Here is a 22,258-nt window from a genome sequence, read left to right as displayed (position 1 = left end):
GCTTCGATGATGATCGAGGACGACACCGGCTTCGTGCTGCACGCACGGGCCTACCGCGAGACCAGCCTGCTGGTCGAAGTGTTGAGCGCGCAGCATGGCCGTATCGGCCTGCTGGCGCGTGGCGTGTCCACCGCCAAGGGCCAGGTGCTGCGCGCCGCCCTGCAGCCGTTGCAGTGGATCCGCTTCAGTGCCCAGCAGCGGGGTGAACTGGCCCAGCTGCGGGGTGCCGAGGCGCTGGATGCCGCGCCACGCTTGGTCGGCCAGGCGATGTTGGCCGGCTTCTACCTGAGTGAACTGACCCTGCGCCTGGCCCCGCGCCAGGACCCGCTGCCGGAGCTGTACCTTGCCTACGGTGAGGCACGCGCGCGGCTGGCGGTCGGTGCCGGCCTGGCCTGGACCCTGCGCCGTTTCGAGCGCGAACTGCTGTCCGCGCTGGGCCTGGGTCTCGAGCTGGACAGTGCCAGTGATGGCCAGCCGATCGACCCGGCGGCGCGCTACGAGCTGGACCCGCAGGAAGGGGCGCAGCGCCTGCTGAGCGAGCGTGGCGGGGAGCGCCGGGCGGCGGCCACTGGCTCGGCGCTGCTGGCCCTTGCGGCCGACGAAGAACCGGATGCCGCCGATCTGGCCAGCCTGCGCCTGCCGATGCGGCGGGTGCTGGCCCATCACCTGGGCGCGCGCGGGCTGAAGTCCTGGGAAATGCTCGAGCAGCTTGCGCCGCGCAAGTAGGGGGGGGGGGCGGCAGGGCTTGCAGCCCTGCACCTGCCGAATCAACGTCAACGGCAAAAGCTGGCTATCCTTGGGTAGGCGGGGTGGGTCCGGTTGCGGGAGACGCCGTAAACCCGTCCCTGGGGGCTTGGCCGCGGCATCCATGCCGCGGACACTCCCGCAACCGGACCCACCCCGCCTTCGACAGTGTTCCGCGAACTGTCGGAACGGCGTGGGGTCGGATCCGTTTTCCGCAGGAAAACGGATCCGACCCCAGATTGATTTCGATATCTGACAGAAATTCATCCACGCATGGCGTGGATCTACCCGATCGCGGAAAACTGTAAGAGGTGGGGCGGTATCGGAGGGCGGGGTGTCAGCCGCATGGATGCGGCTGCCAAGCCCCCAAGGACGGGTTTACGGCGTCCCCGCCCTCCGATACCGCACCGCCAACCCACGGAATGCATGCCGTTGCTGTTGCTGTTGCCTTGGCTTGGCTTGAAGCCTCTGCGGGTGCAGGGCGCAGCCTTGCCGAAAAACCCTCAATGCAGCAGGGCAGCTACCGCGGCGCGGAACCCGTCCTGGGCCTGCCCGGACTCGGGTGCATGATGCAGCTGGCGCACCGCCCGGCCCAACCGTGCCGCCCCCACGAAGCCACAGCTCGCCTGCAACCGGTGCAACTGGCTGCGCAGCTGGCGCTCGTCGTGCTGGTCCACCGCCTGCTCGACCGCGTCGCGCACACCGGGCAACTCGGCCAGGAACAGCTCGCGCAGTGCGATCAGGTGGTTGCGCTGGCCATTGAGCGCGGCCAATGCCGCAGTCTCGTCCCAGTCCTGAACGGCCAGCTCGACCGCGGCCGGGGCCTGTGCCACGAAGATTCCCGCCGGGCTGTTGACCAGCGCACGGCGCACGGCCTTCAGCAGCTGGTCGCGGCCCAGCGGCTTGACCAGGGTGTCGCTGAAACCGGCTTCGCGCAGGCGGGCGTGGATGGAGGTATCGCCGTCGGCCGTATGTGCCAGCGCCGGTGTGTCGGGATGTGAGCGGCGTAGCTCACGCAGCAGTTGCGCGCCATTGCCATCCGGCAGGTTGACGTCGATCAGCCACAGATCATGCGCGCCGGGTTCGGCACTGGCCAGGGCACTGGCCAGCGAATCTGCGGTATCCACATCCGCCGGTAACGTTTCCAACGCCGCCTTGAAAAAACCGCGGCTGATGATGTCGTCCTCGACAAGCAGGAAGCGGGGCCGTGCGGCCCGCGGGGTCATCTGCATCAGGGCTGCCTCCATGTCAGCTGGCCCAATCATCAAGCACGACGGCCACGGGCGCAAGCGGGTCCAGGCCCCGTCGGTCAGGATCTGCGACAATACGCCCCCATTTTTGCCCGCAGCCTGTTGCCACGTGGCCCGATCCCGTTCCCGCACTGACCGTACCCCATTCCAGACCGAGATCCTCGACCTCAGCCATGATGGTCGCGGTGTCGCCCGCCGTGAAGGCGAGGGCGGCAAGGTCACCTTCGTCAGCGGCGCGCTGCCCGGCGAGGTGGTGATGGCTGAACAGACTGCCCGCAGCCGCCATTTCGACGAGGCGCGCACCCTGGAGGTGCTGCAGGCCTCGCCGCAGCGGGTGACCCCCAAGTGCCCGCATTTCGGCACCTGCGCCGGCTGCGTGCTGCAGCACCTGGACGAAGACCAGCAGATCGTGGCCAAGCAGCGCGTGCTGATGGACAACCTGGAGCGGATCGGCCATGTGAAGCCGGGCACCGTGCTGGCGCCGCTGGTCGGTGAGAGCTGGGGCTATCGCCGCAAGGGCCGTTTCTCGGTGCGCCGGGTCGAAAAGAAGGACAAGACCCTGGTCGGCTTCCGTGAACAGGATCCGCGCTTCGTTGCCGACCTCAGCCAGTGCCTGACCGTGATCCCCGAGATTGGTACCAAGGTCGAGGCGCTGTCCACCTTCATCGAGTCACTCGATGGCAAGCGTGACATCCCGCAGATCGAATTCATCGCCGGTGACCAGGCCGTGGTCCTGACCGTTCGCCATCTGCAGCCGCTCAGCGATGCCGACCGCGCGGCCTGGGCGGCCTTCGGCCAGCAGCATGGCTTCGTGATCTACCTGCAGTCCGGCGGCGTGGATACCGTGCAGCCGCTGGACGGGCAGGGTGTGCCGCTGTCGTTCCGTCTGGCGCCGTGGGATGTCGAGCTGGCGTTCCGCCCGCTGGACTTCATCCAGGTCAATGCCAAGCTCAACGAGAAGATGATCGCCCACGCCCTGGACCTGCTGGAACCGGGTGAGGACGAGCGTGTACTGGACCTGTTCTGCGGCCTGGGCAACTTCACCCTGCCGCTGGCGCGCCGCGTGCGCGAGGTGGTTGGCGTGGAAGGCGATGCCGGCCTGGTGGCGCGTGCGCGTGAGAACGCCGAGCGCAACGGCCTGGCCAACGCGCAGTTCTTCAGCGCCGACCTGACCCAGGACCAGCGCAGCACCCCGTGGATGCGCCAGGGCTTTGACAAGCTGCTGCTGGACCCGCCGCGCTCGGGTGCGATCGAAGTGCTGCAGCAGCTGCCGCTGAAGCAGTTCAAGCGCATTGTCTACGTCAGCTGCCACCCGGGCTCGCTGGCGCGCGATGCCGGCTATCTGGTCAACGAACAGGGCTTCACCCTGGTCAGCGCCGGTGCCATGGACATGTTCCCGCATACCGCGCACGTGGAAAGCATCGCGGTGTTCGAGAAGCGCTGACAGGTTGTCATCACCCATCGCGCATAATGGCGCGATGGGCATCGAAATCGAACGCAAATTCCTCGTCAGCAGTGATGGCTGGCGCACCGCCGCGCATCGGGTGATCCCGATGGCGCAGGGCTACATCAACGACATGGGCGCGCTCGACCGCGGCACCCAGAACGCCTCGGTGCGCGTGCGCATCGAAGGCGACCACGCCGCGCTGAACCTGAAGTCGCGCACCATCGGCCATACCCGCCAGGAGTTCGACTACCCGATCCCGGTGGAGGATGCGCGCGCCCTGTTGGCGCTGTGCGTCGGTGGCCTGATCGACAAGCGCCGCCACCTGGTCGAACACGCCGGCCTGACCTGGGAGGTGGACGAGTTCTTCGGCGACAACGCCGGCCTGGTCGTGGCCGAAGTCGAGCTGGACAGCGCCGACCAGGCGATCGAACTGCCGGACTGGGTGGGTGCCGAAGTCACCGACGACGCGCGCTACTACAACGTCGCACTGGCCAGTCACCCCTATTCACAGTGGTGAAGCCCCCAAAAAAGGGGACGGAGGGGATTAAGTCGTCTTTACCCCAGCTGTGCTGGAAACGACTTAATCCCCTCCGTCCCCTTTTTTCGAGGGAGGCGGGCCCCATGTGGTGGGGATGAGAATCGACATCTACTCCGACGTGGTCTGCCCCTGGTGCTGGATCGGCAAGCATCGCTTCCAGCAGGGTGTGCAGTTGCTCCGCGCCAATGCGCCTGAACTCGATATCCACTGGCAGCCGTTCCAGCTGGACCCGGACGCGGACGCCACCCCGGTGCCGCTGCGCGAGGCCTATGTGCGCAAGTTCGGTGGCGTCGAGCGCACCGAGCAGATCCTCGGCCAGACCCAGACCACCGCGCGGGCCGAGGGCCTGCCGATGGATTTCAGCCAGGGCCAGGTGCGGGTGACCACGCTGCCGGCCCATCGGGTGTTGTGGCTGGCCGGCCAGCACGGCGTGCAGGATGCGGTCGGCGAAGCACTTTTCCGTGCCCACTTCGAGCATGGCCAGAATCTGGCCGATACTGCAGTGCTGGTGAAGGCCGGCGTGGCTGGCGGCCTGGACGGTGCTGAAATCGCGCAGATGCTGGGCTCCGACCGCGGCCTGGCCGAGGTCGAAGCCAGGCTGGCGCAGGCCCATGCACTGGGCATTTCCTCGGTGCCGACTTTCGTCATCGATGGGAAGTGGGCCATTTCCGGGGCCCAGCCGCCAGAGGCCTTCGCCAACGCCCTTCGCCAGATCGCAGCCGAACAGGGCGCCCCGGCAGCTTCGGCTGACGGCGACGAGGCCTGCGGCCCGGACGGCTGCAAAGTCTGAGCAGATCGGGGTCAGATCCCCGCAGGGGCTCTGACCCCACACTCCCCTTCGTCTGACCCCTGCGCCTGTCGGCCGGTTCTGCGACAATGCGGCACTGCGCCATGCGGGCGCGCGTTGTGGAGATCGACCATGCTGCTGATCGGCGTTGCCGGCACCGAACTGACCGCCCAGGAACGTGACTGGCTGCAGCACGACGCCGTGGCCGGGGTGGTGCTGTTCAAGCGCAACTTCGCCTCGCGCCAGCAGGTGACCGATCTGAGTGCGGCGATCCGTGCCGCCGCCCCGCGCCCGCAGCTGATCTGCGTGGACCAGGAAGGCGGCCGTGTGCAGCGTTTCCGCGAGGGCTACAGCGCGCTGCCGCCGCTGCAGGACATCGGCGCGCTGTACGCCGCCGACCCGCAGCAGGCGCTGGCCCTGGCCGAGCAGCATGCCTGGCTGATGGCCAGCGAAGTACGTGCCAGCGGCCTCGACCTGAGTTTCGCGCCGGTGGTCGACCTTGGCCGCGGCAACCGCGCCATCGGCAACCGTGCCTTCAGTGAAGACCCGCAGGTGGTGGCCGCGTTCACCGCCGCCTATGTGCGCGGCATGCATGCGGTCGGCATGGCCGCCACGCTCAAGCATTTCCCCGGCCACGGCACCGTGCTGGAAGACACCCACGTCGATACCGCGATCGACCCGCGCGCGCTGGACGAACTGCGCGCCCAGGACCTGGTGCCGTTCCAGGCCGGCATCGCCGCCGGTGCCGATGCGGTGATGATGGCGCACGTGATCTATCCGCAGGTGGCGCCGGAGCCGGCCGGCTATTCCCCGCGCTGGATCCAGGACATCCTGCGTGGCGAGCTCGGCTTCCGTGGCGTGGTGTTCTCCGATGACATCGGCATGGCCGCCTCGCACAGTGCCGGTGGCGTGCCGGCACGCGTGCACGCGCACCTGGATGCCGGCTGCGACGTGGTGCTGGTCTGCCACCCGGAACTGGTCGATGAAGCCCTGCACGCGGTGCAGGGACGCTCCCTCAATACTGCTGCGCTGCTGGGCCTGCTTGGCCGCGGCGCGCTCGGCTGGGACGGCCTGCTGGCCGACGCCCGCCATGGCGACACCCAATCCCGTCTGCTTGAAACCCTTGGAAGAACCGTCTGATGCCCAACCTCACCATTTCCCAGGCCCTGGCCCAGGCTGACCTGCTGGTCGACCGCCCCACCATCGACAAGGCCATCGCCGGTATCGCCGACGCCATCGCGCGCGATTACAAGGGCGAGGTGCCGCTGTTCCTGTCCATCATGCATGGTGCGCTGCCGTTCGCCGGCCAGCTGGCGCTGGAACTGGGCGCGCGCGGCCAGGACGTGCAGTTCGATTACCTGCACGCGACCCGCTACCGCGGTGAAACCACCGGCGGTGACCTGGTCTGGAAGCACAAGCCGGCCACCTCGCTGTTCGGCCGCCGCGTGCTGCTGATCGACGACATCCTCGACGAGGGCTACACCCTGCAGGGCGTCCGCACCTGGTGCCTGGAGCAGGGCGCGACCGACGTGCGCATCGCCGCGATGACCGTGAAGAAGCACGACCGCGCACTGCCGGACGTGACCGCCGACTACGCCGGCATCGAGCTGCCGGACCGCTACGTGTTCGGCTTCGGCATGGACGTCAACGAGACCCTGCGCTGCGTGCCGGCGATCTACGCAATGAAGGAGTAACGGCGCAGCTGCCTGCGGCGCGTCTTCTTCCACCGCCGGCATCCTCGGGTGCCGGCGTTCGTCTTTCCATGGAGTGCTTTGAATGCAACAGATCGCCCTGGCCGTGATCGGCGGTACCGGTGTCTACAACCTGGCCAAGCTCGACGACGTGCAGACCCACGAGGTCGACACCCGCTTTGGCCGCCCGTCCGGCCCGGTGCGCGTGGGCACGCTGCTCGGTCATCGCGTGGCGTTCCTGGCGCGGCATGGCGAGGGGCACTCACTGCCGCCGCACAAGATCAACTACCGCGCCAACCTGGCCGCACTGCAGCAGCTGGGCGCGCAGCGCGTGCTGGCATTGAACACGGTGGGTGGCATCACCGAAGACTTCGGCCCGCGCGTGCTGGCCTGCCCGGACCAGATCATCGACTACACCTGGGGCCGCATCAGCACGATCTGTGAAGAAGAAGGCACCGACGTGGTCCACGTCGATTTCGGCCACCCCTATACGCCGATGCTGCGCAGCAAGATCCTGGCGGCAGCGAAAGTGACCGGCGTCACGGTCCATGACGGTGGCTGCTACGGCGCGACGCAGGGCCCGCGCCTGGAGACCATCGCCGAGATCGCCCGCATGCGCCGTGACGGCTGCGACCTGGTAGGCATGACCGGCATGCCGGAGGCCGCGCTGGCACGCGAGCTGGGGCTGGATTACGCCTGCCTGGCAATCATCGCCAACTGGGCCGCCGGCTGCGGTGATGGCGAGGAGATTACGATGGCCGAAGTACTGGCGAACGTGCAGGCGGCCAGCAACGGACTTCCGGAACTGGTGGGCGAATTGGCGCGGGGGTGATTGTCTTCCCCGAGCAAGCTTTGCATACTCAGCTTGTGCGCGGGTTCAGCGTACACCACCCATTCATTGCATAAGGTCTCGCATCACCATGCCGAACGGTACCGTCAAGTGGTTCAACGACGCCAAGGGATTTGGCTTCATCTCGCCGGAGGATGGCAGCGCCGACGTGTTCGCGCACTTCTCCGCCATCAACTCCAAGGGCTTCCGCAGCCTGCAGGAAGGCCAGCGTGTCACCTATGACGTGACCCAGGGCCCGAAGGGTGCCCAGGCTTCGAACATCACGCCGGCCGAGTGATCCACTCGACAGTGCGTTGAAAACCCCGCTCCGGCGGGGTTTTTTTTGCGTCGCGACGGGGATTGCGGCGCTGTGGGCAGGGTTCCAGGTGGCCATCCGGATTTGCGCTCGGGCACAATGCGCCGATGAAGGAACGACTGCGCATCGCCGTGATCGGCTACGGCACCGCTGGACAGGCATTGTCCATCCTGCTCTCTCGTGATGGCCACGAGGTGGAGATCTTCGAACGCGTGCCCTCGCCGGGGCCGGTTGGCGCCGGCTTCCTGCTGCAGCCCAGCGGCCTGCAGGTGCTGTGGCAGATGGGCCTGCTTGACGCCGTGCGCGCGCATGCGGCGCCGGTGCACCGTCTGTATGGCGATACACCGTGCGAGCGCACGGTGATGGACATGCGCTATGACGGCCTGGACGCGCGCCTGCACGGCCTCGGCATGCAGCGTGGGGCGCTGTTCTCGCTGCTGGACGGGGCGCGTGCGGGTGCGGGCCAGCTGCATGCCGGCGTCACCATCGCCGCAGTGGATGCCGCACAGGGCCGCCTGCATGACAGTGAGGGCCGCATGCATGGGCCGTTCGACCTGGTGGTGGCCGCCGATGGTGCGGCTTCGACGCTGCGCGGCTCGATCGAAGGCGGCACCGGGCTGGACCGCGTGTATCCCTGGGGCGCACTGTGGTGCCTGCTGCCGGCCGAGGACTGGCCGCACCTGCAGGAGCTGCGGCAGCGCTACGTGGCCGCGCGCAAGATGATCGGGCTGCTGCCGGTCGGTACGCGGCCCGGTGATGACACGCCGCGCCTGAGCTTCTTCTGGAGCCTGCCACGCGCCGACTTCGAACGATGGCAGGCCGATGGCATGACGCCCTGGCTGGACGAGCTGCACGCGCTGTGGCCGCAGGCCAGCGCGCGCTTTGCGCATCTGCATGATGCCGGCCAGCTGGCGCGCGCGGTCTACCGTGACGCCGTGATGACGCGCTGGCATTGCGGCCGCATGGTGCTGGCCGGCGATGCCGCACATGCGATGAGCCCGCAGCTGGGGCAGGGCGTGAACATGGCGCTGCTCGATGCGCTGGCATTGCGCGATGCCGTGCGCGCACATGGCGGGGGAGGCGCTGCATTGCAGGCCTACCAGGCGCAGCGCAGGGCGCACGTTGCGGTCTACCAGCGCTGGAGCCGTTGGCTGACGCCGCTGTTCCAGTCTGATCGCGATGCCTGGGCAAAGGCGCGAGACGTGCTGCTCGGGCCGATGGGGCGCCTGCCGGGTGGGCGTGGCCACATGCTGCGCGTGCTCAGCGGTACCCAGCATGGCTGGTTCGGTTCGCTTGCGCTGGATCCGGCATTTGTCGACGCGTTGGCTGCAGGGGCGCAGATGCCTGGCATCAGCGCGATCACTGCGAATGCGTGAAGCGCGCTGTCACGCGAATTAACGGTTGCCTCACCGTGTATATGCGAGAAGTAGGTTGCACGCGATTGCGCGTCGCCCGTTTTCCTTTCCGTGATTGACATCGCGCGTGGCCCGGGCGGCGCTGCCGTTGCGGCCTGTCGCGGCCCGGACGTGCCGCCTGTTGTTGAAGAGGAGGACGCCATGTGGTTCGCGGTCGAGGAGCTGGAATCGGAAATCTGCAAGCTGCGCGGACTGTTGCAGATGCTGCACGAGGACCAGCCCGACGTACTGGAGGACGTGTTCGAATTCCATGTGGGCAGCTTGATCAGTCATGCATCGCCGGAGCACCACGGACGCATCCGCGCCTGCGCACAGGAGATGCTGGCGGCAATCCAGGCCTTGCCGCGGCGACGTGAAGTTGACACGCCTGAGTTCCAGTTGATGCCGCAGCTGGACATTCGTCCGGCCTGATTCAAGCCACTGGCAGTTCCACCAGGCCGTTTTCCACGCAGGCGATCATCTGTTCGCCGCTGGCGGGAGCAGGCACGATTCCGGCGGTGAACCCGGAAAAGGCCGGCAGGACCGTCATCCGCTCGCGCAGCCAGAAGGCCGGGAAGCGCCGGCGCAATGCGGGCAGTGCGACCTGCGGATGCAGGTGGCCTGCGAGCACGTGCCACGCCGGATCTGCGCACGGTTCATGGCGCAGCAGGAACGGCGCCAGCCGCACCTCCTCGTGGATCTGCACCTGCAGCTGGGCATGCGGTAGCTGCCGGTCATGATTTCCGCGCAGGACATGCACGTCCAGTGCGGTGTTGCGTTCGCGCCAGCCGAGCCATTGCTGGTACCAGGCGGCGCGATGCGCCGGCCCATGCAGGATGTCGCCCAGGATCCACAGTTCGCGGCAGGCATGCCTGTCCAGCAGACCCTGCAGGCGTTGCAGGTCTTCGCCGGTTCCGCCGCTGGGCAGCGCGATGCCGGCGCGGCGGAACACATCGGCCTTGCCCAGGTGCAGGTCCGCGATCAGCAGCGCCTGCCGCGCCGGCCAGTAGAGTGCGCGTGCGCCCGCCAGGGTCACCGGTTCGCCGGCAAGCAGCAGCGGTATTTCATCGGCCATGGCGACGTTCCAGCTGCTGGGCCGCGCGTTGCACGCGGGTACGCCAGTCCTCGTTGCTGAACTGCCCGCGCAGGCGTTCGGCCCACAGTGGAAAGCCCAGGGGCGTCAGCGATGCAGGGCGCTGCATCGACATGCGTCGCGCGCCGATCCGGACCAGCACCTGGCGCAGCCCCGGCAGGTCGAGGCTGTCATGCAGCACTTCGCGTTCGGCGAGCGCCAGCAGCAGGTGCTCGGGGTCATGCTCGCGCAACACGTCATACAGCAGGCCCGCCGAGGCCTGCAGTTGGCGCAGCGATCGCGGCATGCCCCCCGGCAGGCTGGGTACCAGCAGGCCTGCGACGCGCGCGATGCCACGGAACTGGCGCCGCGCAAGCTCGCCCAGGTTCACCGCCGCACGCAGATCGTCCAGCAGCTGATCGGTGGTGAACAACGCATGCCATTGCGCCGCGTCCAGGTCGATCGCCTGCGCCGGTGCCAGCACCAGGCCGTGATCATTCACGGCATAGCCGATGCTGTTGCGTTGCTGGCGGGTGCAGCGCAGTGCCAACAGGGCGGCCAGCGCCTCGTGCACGTGGCGTCCGGCGAAGGGATAGACGAAGAGGAACTGGCCTTCGCGGCGGCGTACGTCTTCCAGCAGCACGTGGTCCGGGCCGGGAAGCGCCGACGCCTGCTGCTGAAGTGCCAGCAGCGGTGCCAGCCAGCGCGCTTCCGCACTGTCGTCGGCGCCTGACAGCACCGACTCCAGTTCGCTGCCCAGTGCCATCGACAGCGGCAGCTGGCCTCCCTGCCAGCGGGGCACGACACCTTCACCGCGCCCTCGTGCCAGCCGCACGAAGGCGGTCATGTCGCGCAGCTGCACCAGCTCCAGCAGGCGCCCGGCGAACTGGAAGCGGTCTCCGCGGCGCAGGCGGCTGGCGAACTGTTCCTCCACGGCGCCGAGGCCGGCCCCGCGCAGGAACTGCACGCGCACGCTGCCATCGCTGCTGATGGTGCCGATCGACAGCCGGTGGCGTAGTGCCTGGCGCCGGTCGTGCATCCGGTAGCGGCCATCGGCGTCCTGCACGACCTTGTGGAAGTCAGGGTACTGGGCCAGGGCCTGGCCTCCCTGCACGATGAAAGTCAGCACGGCCTGCCACTGGTCCTCGGCCAGGGATGCGAACGCATGGGTGCGCCGGACCTGCGCCAGCAGCGCATCACCGTGGAAGCCACCGGCCAGGGCACGGCTGACCGCATGCTGGGCCAGAACGTCCAGCGACAGCATCGGTGGCCTGCGTGCTTCGACCACGCCTTCGGCCAGTGCGCGACGCACGGCTGCGTACTCGGCCAGTTCCAGCGCATGGCTCGGCACGCAGAGGATCGCGCCACTGGCACCGGGACGATGGCGCGCACGTCCGGCGCGCTGGCGCAGGCGGGCGACGCCCTTCGGGCTGCCCAGCTGCAGTACCTGTTCGACCTCGGGAAAGTCCACGCCGAGGTCGAGGCTGGAGGTGGCGACCACGCAGCGCAGCGTTCCTGCACGCAGCCCGTCCTCCACCTGCTGGCGCAGCGCCGGATCCAGCGAACCGTGGTGCAGCGCAAGCGTGTCGTGTTCCTCGGGCCAAACCGACGCCAGCGCCTGATGCCACAGTTCTGCCTGTGCACGGGTGTTGGTGAAGAGCAGGCTGCTGCGTGCCTGCATCAATGCGTCCAGCACCCGCGGCAGTTGGGCCAGGCCCAGGTGCCCGGCCCAGGGAAAGCGTTCACCGGGTTCGGGCAGCAGGCTGCGCACCGTGGTCGCACGCGGGCGCACGCCCTGCACGATCGGCGCGTCGGGCTGTCCGGGCAGCAGCACGTCGCGCGCCTCATCCAGATTGCCCAGCGTGGCCGACAGCCCCCACAGCTGCAATGCAGGCGCGGCATCGCGCAGCACGGCCAGATTCAACTGCAGCAGGACGCCGCGCTTGTTGCCCAGCAGTTCGTGCCATTCGTCCACCACCACGCAGCGCAGCTGGCGCATGCGCGGCAGCGTATCCGGATAGCTCAACAGCAGCGCCAGCGATTCCGGCGTCGTGACCAGTACGTCGATGCGGCCCTCGCGTGCCTGTCGTCGTTCGCGGTTGCTGGCGTCACCGCTGCGCAGGCCGACACGCCATCCAAGCTGCAACCCATCGACCACGGCCTGCAGCGCACGCGCGGTGTCGCTGGCCAACGCGCGCAAGGGCGTCACCCACAGCACCTGCAGCGGGCGTACCGCACTGGCGCGGCGGGGCGAAGGCGGTGGGTCGATCATGGCCTGCAGCAGCGGTCCCCCGAACATCGCCAGTGTCTTGCCGCTGCCTGTGGGCGTGTGCAGCAACCCGGATCCGCCGGCGAGATAGTGCCGCCACATCGCGCGCTGGAACGGCAACGAGCGCCAGCCTTTCGACGCGAACCAGTCTTCCAGCCGGCGTAGTGCCTGGCTGCGGTTCATCGCGCCAGCGCCTGCAGGGTAGCCAGCTGATCGGCCTCGCTGGCTGGCTTGTCGTGGCGCCAGCGCAGGATGCGTGGAAAGCGTACGGCGATACCGGACTTGTGCCGGCTGCTGCGGTTGACCGCCTCGAAGCCCAGTTCGAAGACGTGTTCGGGGCGTACGCTGCGCACCGGGCCAAAGCGCTCGCGGGTATTGGCGCGGATCCAGCGATCAAGCGCGAGGATCTCCTTGTCATCCAGGCCCGAATAGGCCTTGGCCACCGGTACCAGCGTGTCGCCGTCCCAGACGCCGAAGGTGTAGTCGGTGTACAACGTGCTGCGCCGCCCATGGCCAGCCTGCGCGTACAGGAGCACTGCATCGATGGTGAGCGGATCGACCTTCCATTTCCACCAGTCACCGCGGCGTCGCCCGGCCTGGTAGGGTGAGGCACGACGTTTCAGCATCAGCCCTTCCACGCCACGTTCGCGTGCCACATCGCGCATCGCCGCCGCCTGCGGCCAGTCTTCGGCGGCAACGTCGGGTGAGAGCTGGATCCGTGCATCACCCAGGGCACCGACGACGTCGGCAAGCCGTGCACGCCGTTCCCGCAACGGCAACTCACGCAGGTCCGCGCCATCGTGTTCCAGCAGGTCATAGGCGAGCACGCGCACCGGCGTGTTGCGCAGGGTAGCCGCACCGGGCTTGCGGCGCTGGATGCGGGTCTGCAGCGCGGTGAATGCACGCGGCAGGTCCGTGGCTTCGTCCCAGGCCAGCAGCTCTCCGTCCAGCACGCAGCCATCGGGAAGCGCCATCGCCGCCTGTTCGATTTCGGGGAAGCGACCATCCAGCCGCTCTTCGCCGCGTGACCACAATGCGACCTCGCCGCGCCGGCGCAGCAGCTGCAGGCGGATGCCATCCCACTTCCATTCCAGCAGCCAATCTTCGATGGAGCCGAGGCGTTCGGCAGGATCGCCTTCCAGTGGTGAGGCGAGAAAGAACGGGTAGGGTTGCTGCCGGTCCAGTGGCAGCTCATCCGGCGACAGCAGCTGGCCCAGCAGTGCGGGCGAGGGCACCCACTCGCCAAGCATGCGCTGGGCGATGCGCGCGATGTCCAGCCCGGACCACTCCGCCAGTGCCTGCTGCACCAGCCGCTGCGAGACGCCAACGCGCAGGGCGCCGGTCAGCAGCTTGTTGAACACCAGGCGTTCGCTGCTGCACAGCTGCTGCCAGCCCGCGACGACCGCCGCACGGCGTACCGCTTCGGGCTGGTTGGCCACCGCCAGCAGATGCTGTTCGATCCAATCCGCCAACGCACGGTCGGCGGCCGGCTGGGATGGATCATCCAGCAGCAGGGTCAACGTTTCGGCCAGGTCACCGACCTGCGCATAGCTGTCTTCCACCAGCCATGGCGGCAAGCCGGATTCTTCGGCAATCCAGGCGCGCAGTTCGCCACTGGCGGCGATCTTGCGGCGTGCGCCGCCCACCTTGCCACCGCTGAGCAGGTACAACGCCCACGCCGCATCGTGCGCGCCTGCCTGGCGGAAGTAATCGATCAATGCCGCACGCTTGTCCAGCGTGGCGGTGCTGCGGTCCAGGCGCTGGTAGAGCGCCGCGAAGGCCTTCATTCCTCGCTCCCGAAATCGGTACGGAAGGCTTCAGCCGCTACGCCGCGCTCGCGCAGGAAGGGAATCAACGCATCGGTATTGCCATGGGTCGCGATCACCCGCTGCGCGCCGGTCTGTTCGATGGTCTGCAGCAGTGCGGGCCAATCGGCGTGATCGGAAATGACGAAGCCACGATCGACGTTGCGGCGACGCCGGTTGCCGCGCAGCTGCATCCAGCCCGAGGCGAAGCCCAGCTGGTAGCGGCCGAAGCGGCGCATCCACGGCGTGCCGGCGGCCGAGGGCGGGGCGAGGATCAACTGGCCGGCGGCATCCGGCTGGCGACCCTGCTCGGCCACCGCCAGCGTCTCCAGCATTGGCACGTTGGCCTGCCGATACACCTCCACACCATTGGCGATGGCACCGTGCAGCCAGGCCGGGCGATCGTCCAGCGGCAGCAGTTCGGCCAGTACCCGTTGCGCCTTGCCCAGTGCATAGCACAGCAGGATGGCAGCTTCGCCGCGCTGTTCGCATTCGCGGCGCCACGCCACGATCTCCGCAGCGACGGTGGGCGTGTCCGGCCAACGATAGATCGGCAGGGCAAAGGTGGCCTCGGTGATGAAGGTATCGCAGGGCACCACTTCGAACGGCGCACAGGTTGGATCAGGCTGGCGCTTGTAGTCGCCGGACGCCACCCAGACCTGCTGCCCGTCGTCGATGCGCACCTGCGAAGACCCCAGTACATGGCCGGCGGGATGCAGCGATACCTGCACCCGGCCCAGGCGGAACGGCACGCCCTCGGCATGCGCCTGCACCGGCACATCGCCCAGGCGCCAGCGCAGGATCGGCAGGCTGCCGTCGCTGCAGTGGTACTCGCCCATGCCCGGGCGTGCGTGATCGCCGTGGCCATGGGTGATGACCGCGCGCGGGACCGGTCGCCAGGGATCGATGTGGAAATCACCGGCGGCGCAGTACAGCCCTTCTGGGCGCAGGACCACCAGATCGTCATTGACTGCCATGCGGTCACTGTGGCCGGCCGCTCGTGCACAGGGTGAGAATCGGCCTGAACACGGGCTTGGCAGGCGATGCGGCACAATCGAACCGCAGATCTCTTGCCGCCAGGACGGACCGGATGAGTGGACCCAGCTTCAGCAGCAATGCGCCCTACGAAACCCATGTGGTGCTGAACCAGCCGCCGTCGTTCGCGGGGCGCCAGTTGTGGACCGATGACGTGGCGCTGATGGAGGCGGTGCAGCGCGAAGGCGCTGGCGGCTTCGCGCCGCGGCTGGCGGTCTATGGTGCGCTGGCGGGTGACGAACTGTACCGGCTCGGCTTCGATGCCAACCGCGATCGGCCGCGCCTGCGCACGCATGATGCGCAGGGCCATCGCATCGATACGGTGGAGTTCCATCCGGCCTATCACCAGTTGATGGGCACAGCGAAATCGCACGGGGTCGCCGGGTTGTCCTGGCACGAGCCGCAACCGGGCGGGCATGTCGCGCGCGCGGTGTTGAGCTACCTGCACCACCAGGCCGAGGCTGGCACCAGTTGCCCGTTGACGATGACCCATGCGGCAGTTGCAGTGCTGCACACGCAGCCGCACCTGGCCGAGTGGGCGCGCAAGGCCGCAGCGCCGGTCTATGACCCGCGCGATGTACCGGTGGCGGACAAGGCCGGCATCACGCTGGGCATGGGCATGACCGAGAAGCAGGGAGGCTCGGATGTGCGTGCCAACAGCACGCGCGCTGAACCGATCGATGGCGAGCGCTATCGCCTGGTCGGTCACAAGTGGTTCTTTTCCGCACCGATGTGCGATGGCTTCCTGGTGCTGGCGCAGGCGCCGGGAGGACTGACCTGCCTGCTGATGCCGCGCCGGCTGGCCGACGGCGACCGCAACGCATTCCGGTTGATGCGCTTGAAGGACAAGCTTGGCGATTGGGCCAATGCCTCCAGCGAAGTCGAGTTCTGCGGGGCACAGGCGTGGCGCGTGGGCGAGGAGGGGCGGGGTGTGGCCACCATCATCGGCATGGTGATGATGACCCGCCTGGACTGCATGCTGGGCGCGGCGGCGGAAATGCGCATGGCGCTGGCGCAGGCGCTGCATCACGCACGTCATCGCCGCACGTTCGGCAAGCTGCTGGTCGAGCACCCGTTGATGACCAATGTGCTGGCCGACCTGGCACTGGAGTCGGAAGCGGCCACAGTGCTGTCGATGCGCATCGCGCGTGCGGTGGACCGGGCCGGCGTGGATGCCAACGAAGCCGCGTTGGCGCGTGTGGGGACGGCGCTGGGCAAGTACTGGTTGTGCAAGCGCGCGCCGGCCTTCGTCAATGAAGCACAGGAATGCCTGGGCGGCGCGGGCTATGTGGAGGAATCGATGCTGCCGCGGCTGTACAGGCAGGCACCGTTGAATTCGATCTGGGAAGGAAGCGGCAACATCCAGTGTCTGGACGTGCTGCGCGCGCTGGCGCGCGAACCGGAGGCGCTGGCGGCGCTGCGCGCTGAACTGGCGGCGGTGGCCGATCGTGATGCGCGCTACGCAGCGGCTTTGCAGCGGTGGGCAGCAGCACCGCCACCGGATGAGTCGCAGGCGCGGCTGTTCTGCGAGCGCACAGTGCTGTTGTTGCAGGCCGCGCTGCTGTTGCGTGCGCAAAGTCCGATGGCAGAGGCGTTCGTGCGCAGCCGGCTGCAAGCGGAGCATGGGCTGGTGTTCGGGACCCTGCCGACGGGCGTGGATCTGTCGGCGATGCTGGTGCGCGCGCTGCCGTAGGAGCGCCCACCACGGAATCAACGGAAAAAACGCAAAGCGAAAAGCAGAAAAGCCGCGGCAGTGCCGCGGCTTTTCCTGTAGCGCCGGGCCCATGCCTGGCTGCCGGTACGCCTCAGTGCTTGGCTTCTTCCTTGGCGGCGTTCGCCTTCGCGTCATTGGCGACATCGCGGGCCTTGTCGGCCACCTTCTGTGCGGCGTTGGCAGTCGCGTCGCTGGCGTGTGCGGCGGCGTCGGTTGCGGCGTCCTTGGCCTTGTCGGCAGCGTTGGCGGTGGCGTCTGCAGCCTTGTCCAGCGCCTGCTGGGTATCGGCGGCGGCCTGCTCGGAGGCTGCAGCGGTCTTGTCGGCGGCGTCACGGGTAGCTTCTGCCGCCTTGTCGACGGCATCGCGGGCAGCCGCGCCGGCGCTGTCAGCGGCCTGCTGCGCGTCCTGCTTGGCCTGTTCGGCTTCCGGGCCCTTGCAGGCGGCCAGGGCCAGCAGCAGGGAGGCGGCCAGCAGGGTGGTGGTGATCGGGCGAATCTTCATGGCGGTCTCCGGTACTGCAATGGATGGGGACGCCAGCCTATTCATGCCGTTGTGAAGGCGGGGTCGCGATGCCCGCGCCGCGAGGTCGCAGTGGCGCAAAGAAAAAGCCGCTGGCGAACCAGCGGCTTTTCCGGAACAGCGTGAAGAAAGAAGTTATTACTTCTTGGCTTCTTCAGCAGCGTCCTTGGCCTGCTCAGCGGTAGCTTCGGCAGCCTTGGCAGCGTCCTTGGCTTCGCCAGCAGCAGCGTCGGTCGCGGCAGCAGCGGTGTTGGCAGCAGCGTCGGTCGCAGCGTCAGCAGCGGTGGCGGCGGTGTTGGCAGCCTGCTGGGCAGCGTCGGCGGTCTGGGCGCCGGCAGCGGCGGCCTGGTCGGCAGCAGCCTGGGCTTCGGTGGCGGCTTCGTTGGCCGAAGCAGCGGCGTCCTGGGCAGCTTCCTGCTTCGAGCAGGCGGCCAGGGCCAGAGCCAGGGACATCGCGACCAGCAGCTTGTTGATGCTCATTGTGTAAATCCTCGTCGTTAGAATTAGGCAACGCGCATGCTGCGCGCCGACAACATGATGACAAGCCAAGATTGGGTGTCAAGCGATCCCGCATTCATTTTTGCGAAATCATCGTTAAATCTTTTTAAATCAATTCGATGGCGATTGCCGTTGCTTCGCCGCCACCGATGCACAGGGTGGCAATGCCGCGCTTGCCACCGCGCGTGCGCAGGGCGTTGACCAGGGTCACCACCAGGCGTGCACCGGAGGCACCGATGGGATGACCCAGCGCGCAGGCACCGCCATTCACGTTCAGCTTGTCGTGCGGGATGCCCAGCTCACGCATCGGCGCCATTGCCACCACGGCAAAGGCCTCGTTGATCTCGAACAGGTCGATCTGGTCCAGCGACCAGCCGGTCTTGGCCAGCAGCGTGTGGATCGCGCCGATCGGGGCGGTGGTGAACCACTCCGGTTCCTGCGAATGGGTGGCGTGGCCGACGATGCGGGCCAGCGGAGTGATGCCACGGGCGGCCGCGTCTTCCTCGGTCAGCAGGACCACCGCGGCGGCGCCGTCGGAGATGCTGGAGGAACTGGCGGCGGTGACGCTGCCGTCCTTCTTGAAGGCCGGACGCAGGGTCGGGATCTTGGCGATATCCGAGCGCCCCGGCTGCTCGTCGGTGGCGACCTCGACGTCACCCTTGCGGGTGGCTACCTTCACCGCGACGATCTCGTCGGCGAACGCACCGTTGGCCTGTGCGGCCTGCGCGCGCTTGACCGATTCGATCGCGTAGGCGTCCTGCTCCTCGCGGCTGAACTGGTACTTGTCCACGGCGCATTCGGCGAATTCGCCCATGGCCTTGCCGTCATAGGCGTTGACCAGGCCGTCGTGGGCCATGTGGTCGACCGCCTGGAAGTTGCCGAAGCGGTTGCCGGTACGGGAGTTCGGCAGCAGGTGCGGGGCGTTGGACATCGATTCCATGCCACCGGCGACCACGATGCTGGCCGAACCGGCCTTGATCAGGTCATGGCCGAGCATGATGGTCTTCATGCCCGAGCCGCACACCTTGTTGAGGGTGGTGGCGCCGGTCGACAGCGGAATGCCGGCGGCGATCGCCGCCTGGCGGGCGGGCGCCTGGCCGAGGTTGGCCGGCAGCACGCAGCCCATGAGGACCTCGGAGACGTCGCTGGCCGGTACGCCCGACTGTTCCAGGGCGGCAGCGATGGCGGCCGCGCCGAGGGTGGGGGTCGGCACGCCGTTGAACTGGCCGAGGAAGGAGCCGATGGCGGTGCGCTTGGCGGCGGCGATGACGATGTTGGACATGGCAATCTCGTTGATGCGTAAGCAATGTTCGGAAAGGAGACCGCGGACGTTGGAAGCGCCCCGGTTTCCCGGCAGACTGCGTGGGGGTCGGCCCAAGTATAGAGGGTCGGGGAGGGCCGCCGCTGGGCGGCACCGCACGCCTGCCGGGATGTAGGCAGGTCAACGTTCATGGGAAGGAATCGATGGAACGCACGACGATGGTTAGGTCCGCGCTGGCAACGGCGCTGGCGATGGCAATGACGGCATGTGGCGGCGGCGGAGGCGGCGGCAATGTCCGCATCGATCCCCCTCCGACCACCCCCACACCCCCAACGACGCCCCCTCCGACGGCACCGCCTCCGGCCAAGCCGCAGGAACCGGCCTTCGACGCGCACCTGTCAGTGACCAATGCGCGTGCCGCACAGGCCGCCGGCCTGACCGGGCAGGGCGTGCGCATCGGCATCGTCGACTCGGGCGTGCAGCGCAACGCAGCGGCATTGAACGGGCGGGTGGTGGGCAACCTCAACTACATCGATCCGGCGCGCAACAACCTGCTGGTGGACGACGTGGTGGGCCACGGCACGGCGGTAGCCAGCCTGGCCGCCGGCGCGCCGGTGGGAACCTGGCCGGGCGGCATCGCCCCCGGTGCGCAGATCGTTTCGGCGCGGATCATCGCCGACAAGCCGCCGGTCGATGACGGCAGCGGCAAGGGCAATTCCTTCAGCGGTCCGCTGGGCGTGGCGCAGGTCCACCAGGACCTGATCAGCTACAACGTGAAGGTGATGAACAACTCGTGGGGCGGCCTGTACTGGACCGACCTGCCGACCACCGCGCAGGTGGCGGCCGAGTACCGCCCGTTCGTCATCAACCATGGCGGCCTGGTGGTGTTCGCGGCCGGCAACGATGCGCGCACCGAACCGAGCAGCCTGGCCGCCCTGCCCAGCCAGCTGGGCGTTGCCGGCTCGCTGCCGGCGGCCGACCTGGAGCGCGGTTGGCTGGTGGCGACCGCAGTGGATCCCTATGCACCGGGCACGCTGGCCAGCTACGCCAATGCCTGCGGGCAGGCGGCGCGCTATTGCCTGGCGGCGCCGGGCAGCGCGGTCTATCCCGATGCCAATGGCAGCACCTACTACTGGAACTACGGGACGTCCTTCGCCGCCCCGTTGATCTCCGGCGCCGCCGCGCTGGTCTGGCAGCGCTACCCGTACTTCGACAACAACCTGGTGCGGCAGACCCTGCTGGGCACGGCCAAGGACATCGGCGCGCCCGGCGTGGATGCGGTGTTCGGCTACGGCCTGCTCGACATCTCGCGGGCGATCAAGGGCCCGGGCCGCTTCGACTGGGGTGATGTAGTGGCCAATGTCGATGCGCCATCGAGCGGCTCGCTGTGGAGCAACGACATCGTCGGCAGCGGCGGCCTGGTCAAGCAGGGCGGGGGCACCCTGGTGCTCGCAGGCAACAACAGCTACAGCGGCGCCACCCGCATCGAACGCGGCATCCTGTCGCTGCAGAACGGCAGTGTCATCCGTTCCAACGTGACCATCCTCGGCCAGCCCGACCCGGATTCGACCGGCCTGCAGTTCAATGGCGGCACGCCGCGCGTGATCGGCAACGTGGTCAACGGCAGCAGCGTGTTCCTGACCACCGGCAGCACCACCGGCACCATCGAGGGCAACTACACGCAGCAGGCGGGTGGCCAGTTGATGATCGCGCTCGGTGCCAATGCGCTGCAGGTGACCGGCACGGCCTCGATCAATGGTGGCGTGCGTGTGCATGGCTTCGTCTCCGGCTACGTGCCGCAGAACGGCAGCCGCCAGGACCTGGTCCATGCGGCCGGTGGCCTGAGCGGCACCTTCAGCAGCCCGGCCTCCTCCAGCGGCCTGCAGGGCCTGTCGCTGCTGCAGAGCAGCTATGGCTATGACAGCAACACTGCCTGGTTGAACCTGACCCAGGTGAGCGTGACGGCGGCGGCGACCGGGCTCGCGGCCTCGGCGCAGTCCGCGGCGCAACGACTGGAAGGTGCGTTCAGCGCACTCGATGGCAGTCCTGCGCTGCAGGGCTCGGCCTTCGGCACGGCGGCCGGTGCGCTGCAGTGGACCGGCGGTGGCAGCGAGGGCCTGGCAGCCAGCCTGCAGAGCCTGTCCGGGCAGGCGCATGCGCGGGCCGAGTCGGCCACCTTCGACAGCATCGACATGTCGCGCCGTGCGATCGCCGAGCGCTTCGATCGCGTGCAGGCGGCGCCGCGCCTGCGCGGGGCCTGGCAGAGCGCGCTCGGTGAGGCCGGGCAGGGCAGTTTTGCCGGCAATGCCGCCGACAGCCGTGGCTGGATGGCCGGCCAGGACCTGCCGCTGGGCAGCAATGGGCTGATGGGCGTGGCCTTTGGCGAGACCCGCAGCAATGGTGGCAGCAGCTTCGGCGGCGATCGTGGGCGTGATCGCCAGGCGCAGGCACAGTTGTACGCCGGTTGGAACCTGGGCCGGGGCTATGCGCTGGCGCAGGTCGGCAGCGGCCAGTTCACCCGTGCGCTGGATCGCCAGTTGCTGCTGGGCGCCGGTGCCTATGGTGTTTCCGCACGTTACGGCGGACGCTTCAGCAGTGCCAGCGTCGAAGGCGGCTATCGTTTTGGCCGCGCGGGCGCGTCGTTGACACCGTATCTGGGTGCCAGCACCACGCGCGTGGATACCGATGCCTTCAATGAGCTGGGTGGTTTCGGCTTCGGCCTGCGTGGCGACGCCAACCGCGTGCAGCGCAGCCAGATGCTGGCCGGTATCCGTGGCGAGCGCGGCTGGGGGCGCTGGACGCTGCGCGGGCACGCCGAGTGGCAGCAACGGCTCGACGGTGCCGATGCGGACTGGCAGGCCAGCTTCGTTGGTGTCGATGCCTGGGCACCCCTGGCGGGATGGGACGCACCGCGTGGCAGTGCGCTGTTCGGCGTGGCGCTGGAGTCGTGGTGGGGCCGCAATGGCCGCCTGAGCCTGGGCTTCGACCAGCGCGTCGGTGGCGAGGGCGCGCGCCAGGCGGCGCTGCGCTACAGCACCGGGTTCTGAGCGGGAGGTCGCGCCGGGACGTCAGCTCCGGCGCGACATCG

The 22,258-nt window shown here is 68.2% G+C and carries 20 protein-coding genes; 12 read left to right on the top strand and 8 right to left on the bottom strand.

From position 1 onward, the window contains the following. The first annotated feature begins 6 nt into the window (after positions 1 to 6). Entirely contained in the window at positions 7 to 726 is a 720-nt protein-coding gene (recO, locus tag QP609_RS15430) for a DNA repair protein RecO (RefSeq protein ID WP_197621790.1), read from the top strand. A gap of 521 nt (positions 727 to 1,247) precedes the next feature. On the opposite strand, the gene QP609_RS15425 is transcribed toward recO, so the two are convergent. Continuing rightward, complete coding sequence (locus tag QP609_RS15425) at positions 1,248 to 1,976, bottom strand: response regulator (protein ID WP_014647994.1); 729 nt, start codon at positions 1,974 to 1,976, stop codon at positions 1,248 to 1,250. Positions 1,977 to 2,103: 127 nt separating this feature from the next. Between QP609_RS15425 and rlmD the strand changes: the two genes are divergently transcribed. From rlmD to QP609_RS15380, 9 genes are all read left to right on the top strand, one after another. Continuing rightward, positions 2,104 to 3,438, top strand: coding sequence for a 23S rRNA (uracil(1939)-C(5))-methyltransferase RlmD (gene rlmD, locus QP609_RS15420; protein ID WP_032959001.1), 1,335 nt, complete (start codon positions 2,104 to 2,106; stop codon positions 3,436 to 3,438). A 34-nt stretch (positions 3,439 to 3,472) separates the two neighbouring features. Next, the gene (locus QP609_RS15415; RefSeq protein WP_014647992.1) at positions 3,473 to 3,958 is read left to right on the top strand and encodes a CYTH domain-containing protein; all 486 of its coding nucleotides are present in this window, start codon (positions 3,473 to 3,475) and stop codon (positions 3,956 to 3,958) included. A 115-nt stretch (positions 3,959 to 4,073) separates the two neighbouring features. Further along, entirely contained in the window at positions 4,074 to 4,769 is a 696-nt protein-coding gene (locus tag QP609_RS15410) for a DsbA family oxidoreductase (RefSeq protein ID WP_169412739.1), read from the top strand. Between the two features lie 129 nt (positions 4,770 to 4,898). Further along, complete coding sequence (nagZ, locus tag QP609_RS15405; RefSeq protein ID WP_014647990.1) at positions 4,899 to 5,906, top strand: beta-N-acetylhexosaminidase; 1,008 nt, start codon at positions 4,899 to 4,901, stop codon at positions 5,904 to 5,906. After that, entirely contained in the window at positions 5,906 to 6,460 is a 555-nt protein-coding gene (locus QP609_RS15400) for a hypoxanthine-guanine phosphoribosyltransferase (RefSeq protein ID WP_014038078.1), read from the top strand. Before nagZ ends, QP609_RS15400 begins: the two co-directional genes overlap by 1 nt. Positions 6,461 to 6,542: 82 nt before the next feature. Next, entirely contained in the window at positions 6,543 to 7,289 is a 747-nt protein-coding gene (locus QP609_RS15395; RefSeq protein ID WP_006461208.1) for an S-methyl-5'-thioinosine phosphorylase, read from the top strand. Positions 7,290 to 7,377: 88 nt separating this feature from the next. Next, a complete protein-coding gene (locus QP609_RS15390; protein ID WP_005410590.1) occupies positions 7,378 to 7,584 on the top strand; it encodes a cold-shock protein in 207 nt (68 codons plus the stop codon). 125 nt (positions 7,585 to 7,709) lie between these two features. Continuing rightward, entirely contained in the window at positions 7,710 to 8,978 is a 1,269-nt protein-coding gene (locus QP609_RS15385; protein WP_014647989.1) for an NAD(P)/FAD-dependent oxidoreductase, read from the top strand. A 180-nt stretch (positions 8,979 to 9,158) separates the two neighbouring features. Continuing rightward, a complete protein-coding gene (locus QP609_RS15380; RefSeq protein WP_014647988.1) occupies positions 9,159 to 9,428 on the top strand; it encodes a hypothetical protein in 270 nt (89 codons plus the stop codon). A 1-nt stretch (position 9,429) separates the two neighbouring features. Here QP609_RS15380 and pdeM read toward each other — a convergent pair whose 3' ends face one another. From pdeM to QP609_RS15360, 4 genes are read right to left on the bottom strand one after another with little or no spacing between them, the layout of a single operon-like run. Beyond that, positions 9,430 to 10,071, bottom strand: coding sequence for a ligase-associated DNA damage response endonuclease PdeM (pdeM, locus tag QP609_RS15375; protein WP_014647987.1), 642 nt, complete (start codon positions 10,069 to 10,071; stop codon positions 9,430 to 9,432). After that, complete coding sequence (locus tag QP609_RS15370) at positions 10,061 to 12,520, bottom strand: ligase-associated DNA damage response DEXH box helicase (RefSeq protein WP_164077926.1); 2,460 nt, start codon at positions 12,518 to 12,520, stop codon at positions 10,061 to 10,063. Before QP609_RS15370 ends, pdeM begins: the two co-directional genes overlap by 11 nt. After that, on the bottom strand, positions 12,517 to 14,124 hold the full coding sequence (locus tag QP609_RS15365; RefSeq protein WP_014647985.1) for an ATP-dependent DNA ligase: 1,608 nt from the start codon (positions 14,122 to 14,124) through the stop codon (positions 12,517 to 12,519). The genes QP609_RS15370 and QP609_RS15365 overlap by 4 nt, the downstream gene beginning before the upstream one ends. Further along, positions 14,121 to 15,119: a ligase-associated DNA damage response exonuclease gene (locus QP609_RS15360; protein ID WP_046431930.1), complete on the bottom strand. Its 999-nt coding sequence runs from the start codon at positions 15,117 to 15,119 to the stop codon at positions 14,121 to 14,123. Before QP609_RS15360 ends, QP609_RS15365 begins: the two co-directional genes overlap by 4 nt. A gap of 113 nt (positions 15,120 to 15,232) precedes the next feature. Between QP609_RS15360 and QP609_RS15355 the strand changes: the two genes are divergently transcribed. Further along, a complete protein-coding gene (locus tag QP609_RS15355) occupies positions 15,233 to 16,870 on the top strand; it encodes an acyl-CoA dehydrogenase family protein (protein ID WP_046431928.1) in 1,638 nt (545 codons plus the stop codon). A gap of 112 nt (positions 16,871 to 16,982) precedes the next feature. Here QP609_RS15355 and QP609_RS15350 read toward each other — a convergent pair whose 3' ends face one another. From QP609_RS15350 to QP609_RS15340, 3 genes are all read right to left on the bottom strand, one after another. Continuing rightward, positions 16,983 to 17,393, bottom strand: coding sequence for a hypothetical protein (locus QP609_RS15350; protein ID WP_014647982.1), 411 nt, complete (start codon positions 17,391 to 17,393; stop codon positions 16,983 to 16,985). A 156-nt stretch (positions 17,394 to 17,549) separates the two neighbouring features. Then, positions 17,550 to 17,891, bottom strand: a complete 342-nt coding sequence (locus QP609_RS15345; RefSeq protein WP_005418203.1) for a hypothetical protein — start codon at positions 17,889 to 17,891, stop codon at positions 17,550 to 17,552. Between the two features lie 124 nt (positions 17,892 to 18,015). After that, the gene (locus tag QP609_RS15340; protein ID WP_014647981.1) at positions 18,016 to 19,191 is read right to left on the bottom strand and encodes a thiolase family protein; all 1,176 of its coding nucleotides are present in this window, start codon (positions 19,189 to 19,191) and stop codon (positions 18,016 to 18,018) included. A 182-nt stretch (positions 19,192 to 19,373) separates the two neighbouring features. Here QP609_RS15340 and QP609_RS15335 point away from each other — a divergent pair, with 182 nt between their 5' ends. Next, a complete protein-coding gene (locus QP609_RS15335) occupies positions 19,374 to 22,217 on the top strand; it encodes an autotransporter serine protease (protein WP_197621579.1) in 2,844 nt (947 codons plus the stop codon). The last annotated feature ends 41 nt before the right edge of the window (positions 22,218 to 22,258 follow it).

This window comes from Stenotrophomonas sp. 8(2023) (genome assembly GCF_030345295.1).
Taxonomy (GTDB): Bacteria; Pseudomonadota; Gammaproteobacteria; order Xanthomonadales; family Xanthomonadaceae; genus Stenotrophomonas; species Stenotrophomonas muris.
This window is presented reverse-complemented; position numbering and strand designations above follow the sequence as displayed.

Bases quoted from the DNA above. Each gene is read 5' to 3' on its own strand.
- QP609_RS15380 (WP_014647988.1), top strand. From the start codon at position 9,159: ATGTGGTTCGCGGTCGAGGAGCTGGAATCGGAAATCTGCAAGCTGCGC.
- QP609_RS15370 (WP_164077926.1), bottom strand. From the start codon at position 12,520: ATGAACCGCAGCCAGGCACTACGCCGGCTGGAAGACTGGTTCGCGTCG.
- QP609_RS15385 (WP_014647989.1), top strand. From the start codon at position 7,710: ATGAAGGAACGACTGCGCATCGCCGTGATCGGCTACGGCACCGCTGGA.
- QP609_RS15355 (WP_046431928.1), top strand. From the start codon at position 15,233: ATGAGTGGACCCAGCTTCAGCAGCAATGCGCCCTACGAAACCCATGTG.
- QP609_RS15400 (WP_014038078.1), top strand. From the start codon at position 5,906: ATGCCCAACCTCACCATTTCCCAGGCCCTGGCCCAGGCTGACCTGCTG.
- QP609_RS15365 (WP_014647985.1), bottom strand. From the start codon at position 14,124: ATGAAGGCCTTCGCGGCGCTCTACCAGCGCCTGGACCGCAGCACCGCC.
- recO (WP_197621790.1), top strand. From the start codon at position 7: ATGATGATCGAGGACGACACCGGCTTCGTGCTGCACGCACGGGCCTAC.
- QP609_RS15390 (WP_005410590.1), top strand. From the start codon at position 7,378: ATGCCGAACGGTACCGTCAAGTGGTTCAACGACGCCAAGGGATTTGGC.
- QP609_RS15410 (WP_169412739.1), top strand. From the start codon at position 4,074: ATGAGAATCGACATCTACTCCGACGTGGTCTGCCCCTGGTGCTGGATC.
- QP609_RS15395 (WP_006461208.1), top strand. From the start codon at position 6,543: ATGCAACAGATCGCCCTGGCCGTGATCGGCGGTACCGGTGTCTACAAC.
- QP609_RS15350 (WP_014647982.1), bottom strand. From the start codon at position 17,393: ATGAAGATTCGCCCGATCACCACCACCCTGCTGGCCGCCTCCCTGCTG.
- QP609_RS15335 (WP_197621579.1), top strand. From the start codon at position 19,374: ATGGAACGCACGACGATGGTTAGGTCCGCGCTGGCAACGGCGCTGGCG.
- nagZ (WP_014647990.1), top strand. From the start codon at position 4,899: ATGCTGCTGATCGGCGTTGCCGGCACCGAACTGACCGCCCAGGAACGT.
- QP609_RS15415 (WP_014647992.1), top strand. From the start codon at position 3,473: ATGGGCATCGAAATCGAACGCAAATTCCTCGTCAGCAGTGATGGCTGG.
- QP609_RS15425 (WP_014647994.1), bottom strand. From the start codon at position 1,976: ATGCAGATGACCCCGCGGGCCGCACGGCCCCGCTTCCTGCTTGTCGAG.
- QP609_RS15360 (WP_046431930.1), bottom strand. From the start codon at position 15,119: ATGGCAGTCAATGACGATCTGGTGGTCCTGCGCCCAGAAGGGCTGTAC.
- QP609_RS15345 (WP_005418203.1), bottom strand. From the start codon at position 17,891: ATGAGCATCAACAAGCTGCTGGTCGCGATGTCCCTGGCTCTGGCCCTG.
- pdeM (WP_014647987.1), bottom strand. From the start codon at position 10,071: ATGGCCGATGAAATACCGCTGCTGCTTGCCGGCGAACCGGTGACCCTG.
- QP609_RS15340 (WP_014647981.1), bottom strand. From the start codon at position 19,191: ATGTCCAACATCGTCATCGCCGCCGCCAAGCGCACCGCCATCGGCTCC.